The 15412-nt window shown below is 44.7% G+C and carries 15 protein-coding genes and 1 pseudogene; 3 read left to right on the forward strand and 13 right to left on the reverse strand.

Annotation, left to right across the window (positions count from 1 at the left end):
* Window positions 1-90: 90 nt before the first annotated feature.
* The 3 genes and pseudogenes from M1F05_RS00925 (at window position 91) to M1F05_RS00935 (ending at window position 3678) form a co-directional block, all read left to right on the forward strand.
* Window positions 91-316, forward strand: a pseudogene (locus M1F05_RS00925) (type II toxin-antitoxin system Phd/YefM family antitoxin).
* 649 nt (window positions 317-965) lie between these two features.
* Window positions 966-2138, forward strand: a complete 1173-nt coding sequence (emrA, locus tag M1F05_RS00930; RefSeq protein WP_206085108.1) for a multidrug efflux MFS transporter periplasmic adaptor subunit EmrA — start codon at window positions 966-968, stop codon at window positions 2136-2138.
* Window positions 2139-2154: 16 nt separating this feature from the next.
* Window positions 2155-3678: a DHA2 family efflux MFS transporter permease subunit gene (locus M1F05_RS00935; RefSeq protein WP_206085107.1), complete on the forward strand. Its 1524-nt coding sequence runs from the start codon at window positions 2155-2157 to the stop codon at window positions 3676-3678.
* Window positions 3679-3722: 44 nt separating this feature from the next.
* Here M1F05_RS00935 and paaY read toward each other — a convergent pair whose 3' ends face one another.
* The 13 genes from paaY to paaA form a co-directional block, all read right to left on the reverse strand.
* A complete protein-coding gene (gene paaY / locus M1F05_RS00940; protein WP_206085106.1) occupies window positions 3723-4316 on the reverse strand; it encodes a phenylacetic acid degradation protein PaaY in 594 nt (197 codons plus the stop codon).
* 21 nt (window positions 4317-4337) lie between these two features.
* Window positions 4338-5276, reverse strand: a complete 939-nt coding sequence (gene paaX, locus M1F05_RS00945; RefSeq protein WP_206085105.1) for a phenylacetic acid degradation operon negative regulatory protein PaaX — start codon at window positions 5274-5276, stop codon at window positions 4338-4340.
* Window positions 5277-5426: 150 nt separating this feature from the next.
* The gene (gene paaK, locus M1F05_RS00950; protein WP_206085099.1) at window positions 5427-6737 is read right to left on the reverse strand and encodes a phenylacetate--CoA ligase PaaK; all 1311 of its coding nucleotides are present in this window, start codon (window positions 6735-6737) and stop codon (window positions 5427-5429) included.
* A 114-nt stretch (window positions 6738-6851) separates the two neighbouring features.
* On the reverse strand, window positions 6852-8054 hold the full coding sequence (pcaF, locus tag M1F05_RS00955; RefSeq protein WP_206085092.1) for a 3-oxoadipyl-CoA thiolase: 1203 nt from the start codon (window positions 8052-8054) through the stop codon (window positions 6852-6854).
* Window positions 8047-8490, reverse strand: a complete 444-nt coding sequence (paaI, locus tag M1F05_RS00960) for a hydroxyphenylacetyl-CoA thioesterase PaaI (RefSeq protein WP_206085090.1) — start codon at window positions 8488-8490, stop codon at window positions 8047-8049. The genes pcaF and paaI overlap by 8 nt, the downstream gene beginning before the upstream one ends.
* Entirely contained in the window at window positions 8487-10037 is a 1551-nt protein-coding gene (locus M1F05_RS00965; protein WP_206085088.1) for a 3-hydroxyacyl-CoA dehydrogenase, read from the reverse strand. Before M1F05_RS00965 ends, paaI begins: the two co-directional genes overlap by 4 nt.
* A gap of 2 nt (window positions 10038-10039) precedes the next feature.
* Window positions 10040-10834, reverse strand: a complete 795-nt coding sequence (paaG, locus tag M1F05_RS00970) for a 2-(1,2-epoxy-1,2-dihydrophenyl)acetyl-CoA isomerase PaaG (RefSeq protein ID WP_206085086.1) — start codon at window positions 10832-10834, stop codon at window positions 10040-10042.
* 2 nt (window positions 10835-10836) lie between these two features.
* Complete coding sequence (gene paaF, locus M1F05_RS00975) at window positions 10837-11610, reverse strand: 2,3-dehydroadipyl-CoA hydratase PaaF (RefSeq protein WP_206085082.1); 774 nt, start codon at window positions 11608-11610, stop codon at window positions 10837-10839.
* A gap of 8 nt (window positions 11611-11618) precedes the next feature.
* Window positions 11619-12677: a 1,2-phenylacetyl-CoA epoxidase subunit PaaE gene (gene paaE / locus M1F05_RS00980; RefSeq protein ID WP_206085080.1), complete on the reverse strand. Its 1059-nt coding sequence runs from the start codon at window positions 12675-12677 to the stop codon at window positions 11619-11621.
* 10 nt (window positions 12678-12687) lie between these two features.
* The gene (gene paaD / locus M1F05_RS00985) at window positions 12688-13197 is read right to left on the reverse strand and encodes a 1,2-phenylacetyl-CoA epoxidase subunit PaaD (protein WP_206085071.1); all 510 of its coding nucleotides are present in this window, start codon (window positions 13195-13197) and stop codon (window positions 12688-12690) included.
* Window positions 13198-13201: 4 nt separating this feature from the next.
* Window positions 13202-13960, reverse strand: a complete 759-nt coding sequence (gene paaC, locus M1F05_RS00990; RefSeq protein WP_241016861.1) for a 1,2-phenylacetyl-CoA epoxidase subunit PaaC — start codon at window positions 13958-13960, stop codon at window positions 13202-13204.
* A 10-nt stretch (window positions 13961-13970) separates the two neighbouring features.
* Entirely contained in the window at window positions 13971-14258 is a 288-nt protein-coding gene (gene paaB / locus M1F05_RS00995; RefSeq protein ID WP_206085056.1) for a 1,2-phenylacetyl-CoA epoxidase subunit PaaB, read from the reverse strand.
* Window positions 14259-14291: 33 nt separating this feature from the next.
* Window positions 14292-15230: a 1,2-phenylacetyl-CoA epoxidase subunit PaaA gene (paaA, locus tag M1F05_RS01000; RefSeq protein WP_206085054.1), complete on the reverse strand. Its 939-nt coding sequence runs from the start codon at window positions 15228-15230 to the stop codon at window positions 14292-14294.
* Window positions 15231-15412: the final 182 nt, after the last annotated feature.

Below are 15412 nucleotides of genomic sequence, written 5' to 3' on the forward strand. Positions count from 1 at the left end.
GCCGGTTATTGCTTTAAACATTGAGATTGCTGGAAAATTGCCGCTGGCCTATATTTAGTTCTTGAGTGTCGTATTGATTAGGAGTAGACCATGAAAATAGAGGCTATTAGCTATATTAAAAAGCATGCTGCAGGGCTTGAATTATCAGAGCCTATTTTAGTAACTCAAAATGGCATTCCTGCATATGTCATTGAATCTTATGAAGATAGAAAAAAGGGATGAGGCAATTGCATTACTTAAATTACTTTCTATTTCAGAAAAAGATAGTAAAGAAGATAAATTATATTCACGTGGCCAATTATTGGATAGGCTCTAAACGACCATGATTGGAACGATTGGATGATAGTTAATTTTAAGTATACAGAAACGTTTATTAGCTCGTTAAAGGAATTAGGTATCGGGAGAAAACAGGCTAATTTACTCCTTGATAAATACGAGAAACATTTACCCCCATTTCCAGAGTGTTGTTCAATACCTGAATATCTTCAAGATATTGGTGTCTCAAGGTATAGAGGATACTTATCACCAGAAAACTATACAATCCTCTATACGTATGAAATAGCCGAAAATACGATGATATCCCATGCCATCATTCATCAACGTCAAGATATGATGAGATTATTATTTAATCGAATGATAGAGCGCTAAATATTTTAGTCATATTTAAAATGCATCAAAAAAAGAAGGGTTATTATCGAACTAATGTATTCAATATATTTAATTGATATTGATTTTGTTCAAATTGAATGAAAGTTATCTAATTATGACTAATTTCATTTAAATTAATCATAAAATGAATCTATTATAATAAGTTGTTATTTTTTTATTTATTTGATATTTATCAATGAATTATTTATTTTTTATGGTGATTGTTTTATTTGTAAAATATTAGCCCTTGCTTTATTGTATTTACTTCCTGAATATAGGGGGAGGATTAATATTGATTTTAGACCCTGAGAGTTATTATGAGTCAATCAACCCATTCAGAAACAAATAATCAAAAAACGAAAAATGAAAAACGCCGAACAATATGGATGACCATTGCGACAATAATTATTATTTTATTATTTGTAGCCTATGGTGTGTATTGGTTTTTAGTTTTGCGTTTTCAAGAATATACCGACGATGCTTATGTCTCGGGTTTGCAAATCCCCATTATTGCGCAAACAACAGGCAATGTTACCCAAGTCAATTTTGAAAATACTGATTTGGTGAAAGCGGGGGATGTTCTGGTGGTGTTGGATAAAACCAACGCTCAACTGGCATTCGAACAAGCTAAGCACGATTTAGCGACCACGGTACGCAAAACCAAAGAGCTCTATATCAACGGTGATGAGTATCAGGCGCAAATACAGAAAAACCGTATCTCACTTGCGCAAGCTCAGAAAGATTACCAACGCCGTGCTGCACTTGGGCGCAGCGGAACAATTTCAAAAGAAGATTTGCAACATTCCCAAGAAGCAGTGCAACTCGCACAAGCGGCATTGGATATTTCCATTCAGCAATACAACGCAAACCGCGCGTTATTGCGCAATACCTCATTAAGAAAACAGCCTGCCATTCAGCAAGCCGCTGATAGTGTGCGCAGTGCGTGGATCAATTTACAACGTACTGAAATTAAAAGCCCAATGACAGGCTACGTTTCGCGCCGAAATGTGCAAGTGGGTTCCCAAGTCAGCCCACAAAGCTCTTTAATGGCGATTGTGCCTGTTCAACCTGTTTGGGTGGATGCTAACTTCAAAGAAACCCAGCTGGAAAAAGTACGCATTGGGCAGCCTGTTACCATTAACAGTGATTTTTATGGTGATGACATCGTGTATAACGGCACAGTAGTTGGCTTAGATATGGGAACAGGAAGCGCATTTTCATTATTGCCCGCGCAAAATGCGACGGGGAACTGGATCAAAGTGGTTCAACGCTTGCCTGTAAGGGTAGAGCTTGACCCTGAGCAGGTGGCAAAACACCCATTGCGTATTGGCTTATCAATGAATGTCACCATTGATATTAAAGACCAAAATGGCCCTGTGTTAGCCGAAGTTCAGCGTACAACGCCCGCGTTTGAAAGTGATGTGTTAGTGCTAAAATTGGCAGATGTCGACCACATTATCGATAGCATTATCAGTGATAATGCGGACTAGCTCGTAAGGAGTGATTGTGGCAGATATCCAACCCCTAAAAGGTGCGAAGCTAGTTTGGGCTACCATTGCATTATCTCTTGCGACTTTTATGCAAGTGCTCGACTCCACCATCGCAAACGTCGCTATCCCGACAATTGCGGGTAACCTTGGTGTTTCCGTCTCGCAAGGGACATGGGTGATTACCTCGTTTGGGGTGTCGAACGCCATTTCGATTGCTATTTCGGGGTATCTTGCTAAGCGTTTTGGTGAAATTCGCGTTTTCTTATGGGCGACGGCACTTTTTACTTTATTTTCATTACTTTGTGGCTTCTCGGATAGCCTTGGAATGTTGATTTTATATCGCGTTTTACAAGGTGCTGTTGCAGGGCCTGTTATTCCTTTATCCCAAAGTTTGATTATGCGGTGTTACCCACCGAAAATGCAGAATATGGCATTGGCTTTTTGGTCGATGACCATCATTTTAGCACCTGTATTTGGCCCCATTTTTGGTGGTTATATTAGTGATAACTTCCATTGGGGTTGGATATTCTTTATGAACGTACCTCTCGGCATTTTCGTCATTATCGTGGGTTCGATTATCCTTAAAGGAATGGAATCGACGGTGGTCAAAGTGCCGTTCAATGTCATTGGCCTGGCGTTATTATCCGTGGGGGTTGGTTGTTTACAAGTACTACTGGATAAAGGGAAAGAGCTGGGGTGGTTAGCTTCAAATGAGATTGTGGTTTTAGCCGTTGTTTCTGCTATCGCTTTAGTATTCCTCGTGATTTGGGAACTAACGGATAAAAACCCGATTGTCGAGCTGTCTTTGTTTAAATCGCGCAATTTTACTATTGGCACTATTTCGGTCAGTTTGGCCTATATGGCGTATTTTGGTGCGATAGTGTTATTACCTCAATTGCTGCAAGAGGTGTATGGTTATACCGCAACGTGGGCGGGGCTTGCACTTGCGCCGATTGGCTTGTTACCTGTTTTATTTTCAGCGCCAGTGGCAAAATTATCCGACTTTTTGGATATCCGCTGGATAGTGACCTTTAGTTTTGTTTTTTATGCCATTTGTTTCTTCTGGCGAGCGTATACCTTTGAGCCGAGTATGGGGTTCTCCGCGGTAGTTTGGCCGCAACTGGTGCAGGGCATGGCGGTTGCGTGTTTCTTTATGCCATTGACAACATTGACCTTATCGGGACTTCCCCCTGAAAAACTAGCATCGGCTTCCAGTTTGGCAAACTTTTTCCGAACGCTCGCTGGCTCAATTGGTACATCAATCACGACCACGATGTGGAGCGACCGTGAGTCTGTGCATCATAGCCAACTCACTGAGTTTATTACGGATTACAATCCTGAATCTTTAGCAATGTACCAAGGCATGGCTGCTCATGGCTTAAGCACAGAGCAAACTTCAGGTTTTATTGCACAGCAAATTACTAGCCAAGGGTTAATCATCGCGGCGAATGAAATTTTCTGGCTATGTGGTTGGGTATTTATTGTGCTGATCATTACCGTTTGGTTTGCTAAACCGCCATTTGGTAATAATGCGAAGTAATAGTGAATGATTGGGAAGCGCTGTTGTGGGGCTTCCCAATCATTTTATAGCTGAGATTTTGGGATAATATTATCAAACTGAAGTACAGGGCGGTTGGCCTCTATTTCGGTTAATGGCTCAATTTCTTTTAATGTATTTAAACAGCGAGTAACGAGGTTCTGGTAGTCTTTGGTACCGTTACTTTTCCACTCAATTTCCTTTTCTGATAGTGTTCGTAACACTTTTGCTGGGGTACCCACGATTAGGCTATTTTGTGCAAATATGGCCTCCGCTTTAACAAATGCACATGCGCCAACAATCGAATTTTCCCCAATCACCGCACCATCCATAATCACGCTATTCATCCCAACTAAAGCATTACGTTTGATATGGCAGCCATGCAAGATAGCCCCGTGTCCGATATGCCCATCTTCTTCAATAATGGTGTCGAACTGTGGGAACCCATGCATCACGCAATTATCTTGCACGTTAGCCCCATCTTTAATAATTAACCGCCCAAAATCGCCCCGTAAGCTGGCATTAGGGCCAATATAAACATTTTTACCAATTACGACATCACCAATAACGACCGCAGTGGGGTGGACAAAACTATCTGGACTAACAACAGGCGTGATACCATCGATTTGATAAAAAGGCATAAGGGCTCCTTAACGGTTAATTTAGGCGGCGATTTCCCGCAGTACCCCACCAAAACGCCGATAATAGGCACTGGAAGGTTGAGGAAGTTCACCCACTGTCGTTTCGCTATTTTCTGAAACATATTGCGTTGCAGCTTGGTCGATACGTTGATAAATATTGGTGCACAAATGACGCGCAATATGCCCTTCCCATTGAGGCGGTAAAAGTTCGTCAGGCAATAGCGGGTCTTTGAGCGTGACGCGACGATAAAAGTGGATTAAAAGCAGCCGTAACTGAAAACAATGCTCAGGGCTGATGTGTGTTCCCGTATTATCCTTGAGTAACAAGGCCAATGGCCTGAATAAGGAAATAAATTGGTGATAATGCTCTGAAATATCTTGCAAAGACCATGCCTGAGACACGAGGTCTTTCAGGTTTTTTTCTGAGCGGCTATAGGGGTAGTCTGCATGAAAATAAATGGCTTGCTCAGTCGCATTAAGCTCATTTAATAACGCTGGTACATCACTTTGTGCACAACTTGGTGCTGCCATTAAGGATGTATTAAACTGCCCGAATCCTAGCCAGCTAAGCTCTTTTTTTAATCGAACTTTTTCTTCTTTATCTGCCGCTTCTAATAACAATAAGTCCCACTTTCCATCCCAATCAGGTTGCTCTGCGAGGTAAATTTTTTGCTCTGCCCGCCGAAACCGACTTTGCCCACGGGCTGAGATTCGGTAGTAGCTGCGTCGGCCAATTTTTTCGACATCTAACCACCCCTCTTTTTGTAAGCGGAAAACAGAGGTACGCACAAAGCGGTCAGTAAACCCCATAGGTTCTAATAATTTAGTTAGGCTACCTAACCAAACCTCGCCTCCTCGGTGATGTAGTGCATCACCGTATAAGGAACTAATGAGCGACGTACCACTAATGGGCTGACTGGCGATAGCATGTTGAATAAATTGGTCGAGCTTGGTATTCATTTATGTTTCATCCATAAATTTTTTGTATCAGAATTCTTCCTGAATAGTAGACATAAAAGTGAATATTGTCTCGTATCGTTTTTTATTAAAGCGTGTTGCATTAGGATGGCATATTAGGTAACCCATTCTTAATATGCCTTAATTCGTTGATTAAATTGCAATTCGGGTATCAATGACCCGCTCGGCTTTACCTTGTGAACGTGGAATATCACCACAATTCACGATACTGATCCGCGTGCTGATCCCAACCATGGATTTGATACGGTGTTTTAAATGATGGCAGATATTACAGCGCTCATCGTAAGTGAGTTGCTCTGGGTGTTTGAGCTCAACGCGGACTGATAAGTTATCCATATTGCCTTGGCGACCGATTTCGAGCTGATAGTGCGGTGAGAGTTCTTTGAACTGCATAATTTGTTCTTCAATTTGAGAAGGGAACACATTCACGCCGCGAATGATCATCATGTCATCAGAACGACCCGTGATTTTGCCAATTCGACGCATGTTGCGATTGACGCCCTTCATTAGGTGGGTTAAATCCCGCGTACGATAACGAATTACAGGCATTGCCTCTTTTGTCAGAGTAGTAAACACTAACTCACCATGTTCACCATCCCCTAATGTTTTGAGGGTTTCGGGGGAAATAATTTCAGGGTAAAAGTGGTCTTCCCAGATAGTTGGGCCGCTAGAACCTGAGTCAGCACACTCCATAGCAACACCAGGCCCCATCACCTCTGATAATCCGTAGATATCTAATGCTTTGATACCAAGGCGAGTTTCGATTTCAGTGCGTAGAGATTCTGTCCAAGGCTCAGCACCGAATACGCCTAATCTAAGTGAGCACTTACTAGCATCACCACCCATGATTTTCTCAAGTTCATCAATAATACTTAGGCAATAGGATGGCGTCACCATAATGACATCAGGCTTAAAATCGGCAATTAATTGTGCTTGTTTTTCTGTTTGCCCACCTGACATTGGAATAACGGCGGCACCAAGGCGCTCAGCACCGTAATGCGCCCCTAAGCCACCTGTAAACAAGCCATAACCATAAGCTACATGGACTTTATCGCCACGTACTGTCCCCGCAGAGCGTAAACTGCGTGCAATCAAATCCGCCCAATTATCAATATCACGTTGTGTGTAGCCGACAACGGTTGGACGCCCAGTGGTACCTGAAGAGGCATGAATACGAATGATTTGATCCATAGGGACGGCGAAGGTACTGAATGGGTAGTTTTCCCGTAAATCCTGCTTAGTGGTATAGGGGAATTTTTCGATATCACTTAATTGTTTAAAATCATCAGGGTGTACACCCGCGTCATCAAACTTTTTACGGTACATTGGTACATTTTCATAGGCGTGAGTGAGTGTCCACTTCATTCGAGAATACTGTAATGACTCGATTTCATCACGTGAGGCAAATTCAATTGGGTCGATGCTATTTTGTATCATGCTCATAATTGCCATTCCTCATAATTATTATGTTAACCAGTTTTCGTTGATGACGTTGCTGGTTTTCGCCTGAGCAGGTGTCGGATTTCAGGCGGTTATTATTGATATGAATGCGTTTTTTCAGACTCGTTCGATAATCATGGCGATGCCTTGCCCTACGCCAATGCACATGGTACATAGGGCGTAGCGACCTTGTTTGCGATGAAGTTCATTCATCGCGGCAATGGCGAGTCTTGCACCGCTCATCCCTAATGGGTGACCTAAGGAAATCGCGCCACCATTGGGGTTTACGTGCGAAGCGTCATCGGGTAAACCTAACCCCCTCAATACGGCGAGAGCTTGTGCTGCAAAGGCTTCATTTAGCTCAATAACATCCATTTGGTCGATAGTTAAACCCGCCATTTTCAATACTTTTTGTGAGGCAGGGAGCGGGCCAATCCCCATCAATCGAGGCTCAACACCACAAGTAGCAGTGGCAACAATACGGGCGCGTGGGGTTAAACCTTGCTGTTTCGCAATTGTTTTGGATGCAATAATTAGCGCAGCGGCGCCATCATTTACGCCAGAGGCGTTTCCTGCAGTGACAGTGCCATTTTCACGAAACGGTGTTTTCAGCTTTTGCAGTTGCTCAAAGGTGGTTTCTGCACGAGGATGTTCATCTTCAGTGACCACGATTTCATTTTTGCGCTGTTTAATGGTGACAGGGACAATTTCTTGCGCAAATATACCGTTAACTTTAGCCCGTTCAGTGCGCTGCTGGCTGCGTAGTGCAAATGCATCTTGGTCTGCACGGTTGATCTGGTAGGTTTCTGCCACATTTTCAGCCGTTTCAGGCATGGAATCAGTACCGCATTGTTGTTCCATTAATGGGTTGATGAACCGCCAACCGATTGTAGTATCAAAGACTTGGGCTTGGCGTGAGAAAGCCGATTCTTGTTTCCCCATAACAAACGGTGCGCGGCTCATTGACTCAACGCCCCCTGCAATCATTAACCCTGATTCACCTGCTTTAATACTTCTCGCGGCAAGCGCGATTGCATCTAGCCCAGAACCGCATAAGCGGTTAATAGTTGTGCCTGAAACCGAAATGGGCAAGCCAGACAGCAAACCCGCCATGCGAGCCACGTTACGGTTGTCTTCACCCGCTTGGTTTGCGCAACCTAAAATAATGTCATCAGTCAGTGACCAATCTAACTGCGGGTTCCTTGCCATTAACGCTTTTAAGGGTAAAGTCGCGAGATCGTCAGGACGCAGGGAAGAAAGAGCACCACCATAACGGCCTATCGGAGTACGCACACCATCACAAATATACGCATCAATCATGGCAAGCCTCCTCTAAGCGGTGCCCTAAACGATGAGAGCGCCCTTGGAATAAGGCAAGTGTTTTGCCATCTTGGTTAGTTATTTCGACGTCATAGAGCCCGTTACGTTTGCCTTGATATTTCACTTTTGCGGTGGCAGTGAGTAAATCCCCTTCAAAGCCTGGACGGATGAAATCAATGGAACACATAGACGCAACAGCAGCATACCCTTGGCTATTACAGGCGTAGGCAAATGCGGTATCGGCAAGGCTAAAGAGTTGCCCACCATGGCAGGTCTTATGGCCATTAAGCATATTTGCAGTGATTGGCATTTTTAATTGGGCAAAGCCATCTTCGACTTTCTCAATCGACATACCCATTGCCTTTGCACATGCATCATCACGATACATAATATGAGCGGATTGTTGAGCAGTCGTGATATTCGGCACAGAAATCATAGCAACTCCTTGAAAGATAAAGACTGATAACCTGCAGCTAACTGCCTAAGTAATGGGTTGGGACGATAACGGCTATCCCCATAAAACTGCGCAAGTTGCTCAAGTACCGATAACATACGCGGCCAACCGAGTTGAGCTCCCCAAGTTAATGGGCCTTTGGGATAATTCACCCCAAAGCGCATGGCATTATCGGTATCTTGTACAGTAGCAACCCCTTTATTCACGACATCGAGTGCTTCATTACATAACATCGCAACCGTTCTCATCGTTAACAGCGCAGGGTAATCAGGTAGTACAATCACGTTTTTCCCAAGAGACTGAAAAAAGGCGATCGCGTGTTGGTTTTGTTGCGTATTGTTTTGCGTTGCGCAGGTGAGCGTGATGGCGCTTGCGGAAAGATAATTTGCCGATAAATCAAATAAAACCACCGCTTGCCCTGATCGCTGTGCATGAAATGATGCCAATTCACCATTTGTTAACATAATCATAACGTCATTAACAAGGAGGGTGGGAGATTGATTTGGCTGTTGTGCTAATCCTTCGAGTGAGATCCCATTTTCAGATAAAAGCTGCGCAAACTCAGGAAATATCTGCCAATCGCCACCAACTTTTACAGTTTGAGGGTGGTTAAGATGAACTTTTGCGGCAAATGACGCAGTAGGTTGTGGTTTATTATCATCATAATGATAGAAACCTTGTTTTGATTTTCGACCAAAATGCCCTGCTTGCACTAATTCCAATTGCATTAATGAGGTTTGAAAGCGTGGGTCATAACCGAAGGCCTGAAATACGGATTCAGTCACGGCATAGTTGACGTCATGGCCAATGAGATCAGTGAGTTGCAATGGCCCCATTGTAAAGCCTCCTGCATCCCGCAGCACACTATCTAACGTGGCTGGGGAGCCCACTTGCTCTTCGAGGGCGCGTAAGGTCTCTGCATAAAAAGGCCTTGCTACGCGATTGACAATAAACCCAGGTGTTGAGCGGCAAATAACGGGTACCTTACCCCATAAGAGAGTCAATGCTTTCAACTGTTCAATAACTTCAGGTGATGTTTCTAGGCCACGAATCACCTCAACCAATTTCATCACGGGAGCTGGGTTAAAAAAGTGTAAGCCAGCAAGCCGTTCAGGGTGTTTCAATTGGCAACCAATCGCTGTAATCGACAATGACGATGTGTTACTCGCAAATATTGTTGATTTATGACAAATGCCTTCAAGTTCACCGAAGATAGACTGTTTTATTGCTAATTTTTCTGCAACAGCTTCTATGACAAGTTGGGCACTAGACAACTCAGACAAGTGTTGAGCGACATGAATGTTAGTGATCAGCGTTTCTATCGTTTTTGACTCAGCCTTTCCTTGTTCCACACGTTTACGTAAGCGTTGCGTCATCGTGTCTAATGAACGGGTTAATACATCTTGGTTAATATCAAACAGTAAAACGGTAAGCCCTGCGGTGGCAGCTACCTGCGCAATACCAATACCCATAGTGCCAGCGCCGATAACCGCAATTGTCGTGATGGTAGAAGTTGTAGGGAGTGTCATGGTTATCGCCCCTTAAACTGCGGTTCGCGTTTGTTTAAAAAAGCACTTACCCCTTCGCGGTAATCTTCGCTACGTCCACCTAAACGCTGCAAATCGCGCTCAAGGTCTAGTTGTTCATCTAGGGTATTGGTTGCTGCGCAGTAAATGGCTTTTTTGATTAGGCCGAGACCGTAGGTAGGTTGTGTCGCAAGGTGTTGAGCTAGTTGCTGAACAGTGTCTGTGAGTGCTTCATTTTCAGTAACTTGCCAAATCATTCCCCATTGCAATGCTTGCTCTGCGCTGATTTTGTCCCCCAATAATGCCATGCCCATCGCTCTGGCGTGCCCAGCTAGCTGGGGCAAAAACCAGCTTCCCCCTGAATCGGGAACTAAACCCAGGCGGCAAAATGACTGAATAAAACTGGCACTTTTGGCGGCGATAACAATATCTCCAGCTAATGCGATAGCTGCACCAGCGCCTGCCGCGACACCATTGACGGCGCAAATAATGGGTTTTGGTAAGGCCGTAAGACGGCGGATCAGTGGGTTATAATAGGTTTCTACAGAAAAACCGAGATCAGGCGCTTCGCTACCGACGTTGACATTACGATCGTTGAGATCTTGACCTGCACAAAAACCACGGCCAGCCCCTGTGATCACTAAGCAACGCACCGTGTCGTCACGTTCTGCAATTTTGATGGCATCACTCAACTGACGATGCATTTCATCATTGAAACTATTGAGCCTATCAGGGCGGTTTAAGGTTACCGTAAGAACCCCATTTTCCAGTGCGGTGAGGATCATCGCTTCGTTTGTCATGGTTATTGTCCTGTAAACTGAGGTGGGCGTTTTTCAAAGAAGGCTGCGATCCCTTCTTGCCGATCTTGCGTGCCTGCTAAGGCCACAAAATATTGGCGCTCTAGTTTTAGTCCCTCAGTAAGGTGGTTATCTTGGGCGTGGACTAAGGCTGCCTTTGCCGCACGCACGGCTAAAGGCGCATGCTCTGTAATGCGTTGTGCAAGTCGTTGAGCACGTTCGACCACTAAATCGTCAACGCAAATTTCACTGATTAAGCCCACTTGGAGTGCGTGTTTGGCACTAATCGGTTCCCCTGTCAGCACCATTTGCATCGCTAAAGATTTGCCTACAGCGCGGATCAAACGCTGTGTACCGCCCGCTCCAGGCATTAAACCGAGGGTAATTTCGGGTAACCCAAAACGGGCGGATTCCCCTGCAATCACCATGTCACTGGCGAGTAGTAGCTCGAAGCCTGCCCCGAGTGCATACCCATTGGTGGCAGCGATAATTGGCTTTGATATCATGGATAAACGACGCCATACTTGAGGGCGTTTATCCGTTATCGCGTTAGCGACAGTTTGCTGTTGTAGCTCTTTAAGATCCGCGCCAGCAGCGAAGAAACGCGGGTTGCCAGCGATGACTATCGCACCGATTTCCTCATTGTTATCAGCGGATTCAAGATGTTGTACCAGCAACTCAAGGCATTGGGTGCTAAGCGCGTTACGCACTTCGGGGCGATTCAACGTTAGAGTAAGAACACGCTGATTTTGCTGAGATAAAATCCAGGGGTTTTTCATTGCGCTTCCTATACGTCAAAGTCTAAAACAACGCCATCACCCTTTGGCCAGGCTTGGCAACTCAGGATGTAACCATCGGCAATCTGGTCTGGTTCAAGACTGTAATTGACGCCCATTTCCACTTCTCCTGAACGCAATTTGCATTTACAGGTTGCACACACGCCCCCTTTACAGGCATATGGCAGGTCAGCGCCTTGGCGTAATGCCGCATCCAAAATGCTGTCATCTTGACTGTCCATGCTGATATTCAAAGTGCGACCATCAAGGTGAATACTGACTTGGCGAGTTTCATTGGACTTGGCGGCAGTGGGTTTAAATTTTGCTCCTGATGTGTTGAAACGCTCAGTGTGTACGAATTCTTTTGGTATGCCGTAACTCACGAGGGTGTCATGCACCTCATCCATCATACTTTCAGGGCCGCAGATAAACGCGTGGTCAAATTGTTTAAAATTTAATAGTGTGTTACCTAATGCCAAAAGCTGTTGCTGGCTAATACGCCCGCTAAGGAGTTCACTGTCTTGAAGCTCTTGGCTAAACAGATAAAGCACTTGGAAACGCTCAGCAAAGCGGTTTTTTAAGTCTGAAATACTCTCTTTAAACATCACAGAACGGCTATTACGATTACCATAAATCAACACAAAATGGCTTTTAAGCTCTGTTTGCAATGTGGCTTTAATGATTGAAAGCAGTGGGGTGATCCCAGAGCCCGCAGCAACGGCAAGGTAGTGTGCATGGGTATGCGTTTCAGGCTGGTAGCCAAACTGCCCTTGTGGGATCATTACATCGAGGCTATCGCCGACATTCAGTTGTTGGTTGATAAAATTAGAAAAGCGTCCTTCATAAATGGCTTTTACGCCAATTTTTAGTGTCTCTTCGTCAGGTGAACTACAAATGGAGTAGCAGCGGCGCAAATTTTCACCATTAATTAAGGCTTTTAAGGTGAGATGCTGCCCTGGACGGTAACGATATTGTTCGCGTAAGGCATCAGGAATATCGAACGTCACCGCAACGGCGTCAGGGGTGTCGCGCTCAATGGCGGCAATACTTAAACGATGAAATACAGTCATATGAGTGCCCCTAAATACATTTAAAGTAATCAAATGGCTCTAAGCATTCGGCGCACTTATACAATGCTTTGCATGCGGTTGAACCGAATTCGCTAATTTTTTCAGTCTGTTCGCTATCACAGCGTGGACAACGAATGGCTCCCTTGTGCTCAGGGTGCTCGCAAGAAGTGCCTTGTGGCGGCGCAATACCAAATTCACGCAAGCGCCTTTTGGCATCTTGGCTCATCCAATCGGTGGTCCAAGCAGGAGCTAACATGACTTCAATATCAACCTGTTCAAAACCCGCATTGCCCAAAACCGTTTTAATTTCATTGATTAAAAATTCGGTTGCAGGGCAACCCGAATAGGTCGGTGTAAAAATGACTTTCCAACCCTGGTTATCTGGAAGCACTTTGCGGATCATGCCAAGATCAGTAATAGAGAGTGCAGGCAGCTCAGGATCGGAAATTTGGTGCAGCTGTTGCCAGATCTGATGAACTTGGGGTGATTGAAGCTCGTTGAATTGCAGTCTCTGTTCCATAGCATCACCACTGGCTATTTGGGTAAGCGCGTTGCATAAATTGCAATTGCGTTAACAGCAGGCCGAGATGTTCAGTATGGCTGCCTTGCTTACCCCCTAAACGATAAGCGTCTTTCTCAGGTACGCTAAGCGTGGCTTCATCAAAGGTTTCATTGATGGTGTTTAACCATGTGTCTTTCAAAGAACGAGGATCAACGGCAAAACCCGCTTCGCTGAGGGCAATTTCAATGTTATCTGCGTGAAAAAGTTCACCAGTAAAGCGCCATAATGCATTAACAGAATCTTGCATTCGTCGATGACTTTCCTCTGTACCATCCCCTAAACGGATCATCCAATTACGGCTAAAGCGCAGGTGGTAAATTGCCTCTTTGAGGGATTTTTCTGCAATAGCCGAAAGTTGTTCATCGCGGCTATGGATCAGGGCTTGGTAGAGTGGAACGTGATAAGCGTCCATAAAAAATTGGCGTACCAGTGTGTCATCAAAGCCGTTATTTGGCTGTTCAGCGAGTAATAGATTGCTGAATTCTCGTTCATCACGTAAAAAGGCCAGCTTATCTTCATCATAATCGGTGCCTTTTAGCTGGGCGGCGTAGCTTAAAAAATTGCGTGCTTGCCCCAGTAAATCCAGGCCAATATTAGAGAGTGCGAGATCAATTTCGATTTCAGGTGCATGCCCACACCACTCACACAGACGTTGTGCAAGAATTAATGGCGAGTCACCGAGCCGTAATGTGTAATGATGGAGCTGTTCTTGATGATTCATGAGGTGCTCCTTACATGTTTTTAATGCCATCAGGGATGGTGTAAAAAGTTGGATGGCGGTAAACCTTGGTGTCCGCAGGGTCAAAGAATGTGCTTTTATCTTCAGGCTGCGATGCAATTAAATGGGCAGCTTTGACGACCCAAATCGAGCAACCTTCGCTGCGTCTAGTGTAGGCATCACGGGCGTTTTCTAGCGCCATTTGGTCGTCTGAGGCATGTAAGCTTCCGACATGGCGGTGAGCCAAACCTTGTTTACTGCGAATAAAAACTTCATATAAAGGCCAATCTTGGTTATTCATGGTATTTTCCTTTTCTGAGCATTGGTCAGTAAACTACGCTGCGGATTTTATGGACTTTTGCTTGCGACTATGTGCCATGGCACCTTCGCGTACCCATGCTCCGTCTTCCCAGCCTTTACGCTTTGCACCCAGGCGCTCATGGTTACAAATGCCGTTACCTTTAATCACTTGGTAAAACTCTGCCCAATCAATTTCCCCGAAGCGGTAGTGACCCAGCTCGTCATCCCACATGAGATCAGGATCAGGAATGGTCATACCGAGTGCTTCGACTTGTGGCACAGTGTTATCGATAAATTTTTGACGGAGTTCGTCATTACTAAAGCGTTTGATTTTCCACGCCATACTTTGTGCACTGTGCGGAGAATCGGAGTCATTCGGGCCAAACATGGTGAGAACAGGCCACCAGAAGCGATTTATTGCATCTTGTAACATCGCCTTTTGTGCTTCAGTGCCTTCTGCTAGGGCCATCACGGCTTCATAACCTTGGCGTTGGTGGAAACTTTCTTCTTTACAAATTTTCACCATTGCACGTGCATAAGGGCCGTAGGATGCACGGCATAGCGCGACTTGGTTCACAATCGCGGCTCCATCGACTAACCAGCCAACTACGCCTACATCAGCCCAACTCAACGTGGGGTAATTAAATATCGAGGAATACTTCATTTTTTCATCAAGCAGCTTTTGGTAGATATCTTGGCGAGAACAGCCAAGGGTTTCTGCTGCGCTGTATAGATAAAGGCCATGGCCAGCCTCATCTTGAATTTTGGCGAGTAAAATAGCTTTACGGCGCAGCGTCGGTGCGCGGGTGAGCCAATTGGCTTCCGGGAGCATTCCCACGACTTCGGAGTGGGCATGTTGGCCGATCTGGCGAATAAGGTTCTGCCGATAGGCATCGGGCATCCAGTCTTTGGGCTCGATGGAAATATCCGCTTCGATTTTGGCCTCGAAGTTAGCCTGATTTTTCTCGTTCATTGATTTTTCCATTAAGTGATTCGAAAAATATTTTTTAATTTAAAATAATGAATCATTTATATTTAACATTGATGCTAGGAATATTTAACATAAAGATCAATGTTCATTAACTTAATTCTGCGAGGCACTTCACAAGGTTTTATTGTAAACAGAATAAAATCAATAATATATATTCATTGTTT

Source organism: Providencia sp. PROV252, assembly GCF_033676005.1.
Classification (GTDB): Bacteria; Pseudomonadota; Gammaproteobacteria; order Enterobacterales; family Enterobacteriaceae; genus Providencia; species Providencia vermicola.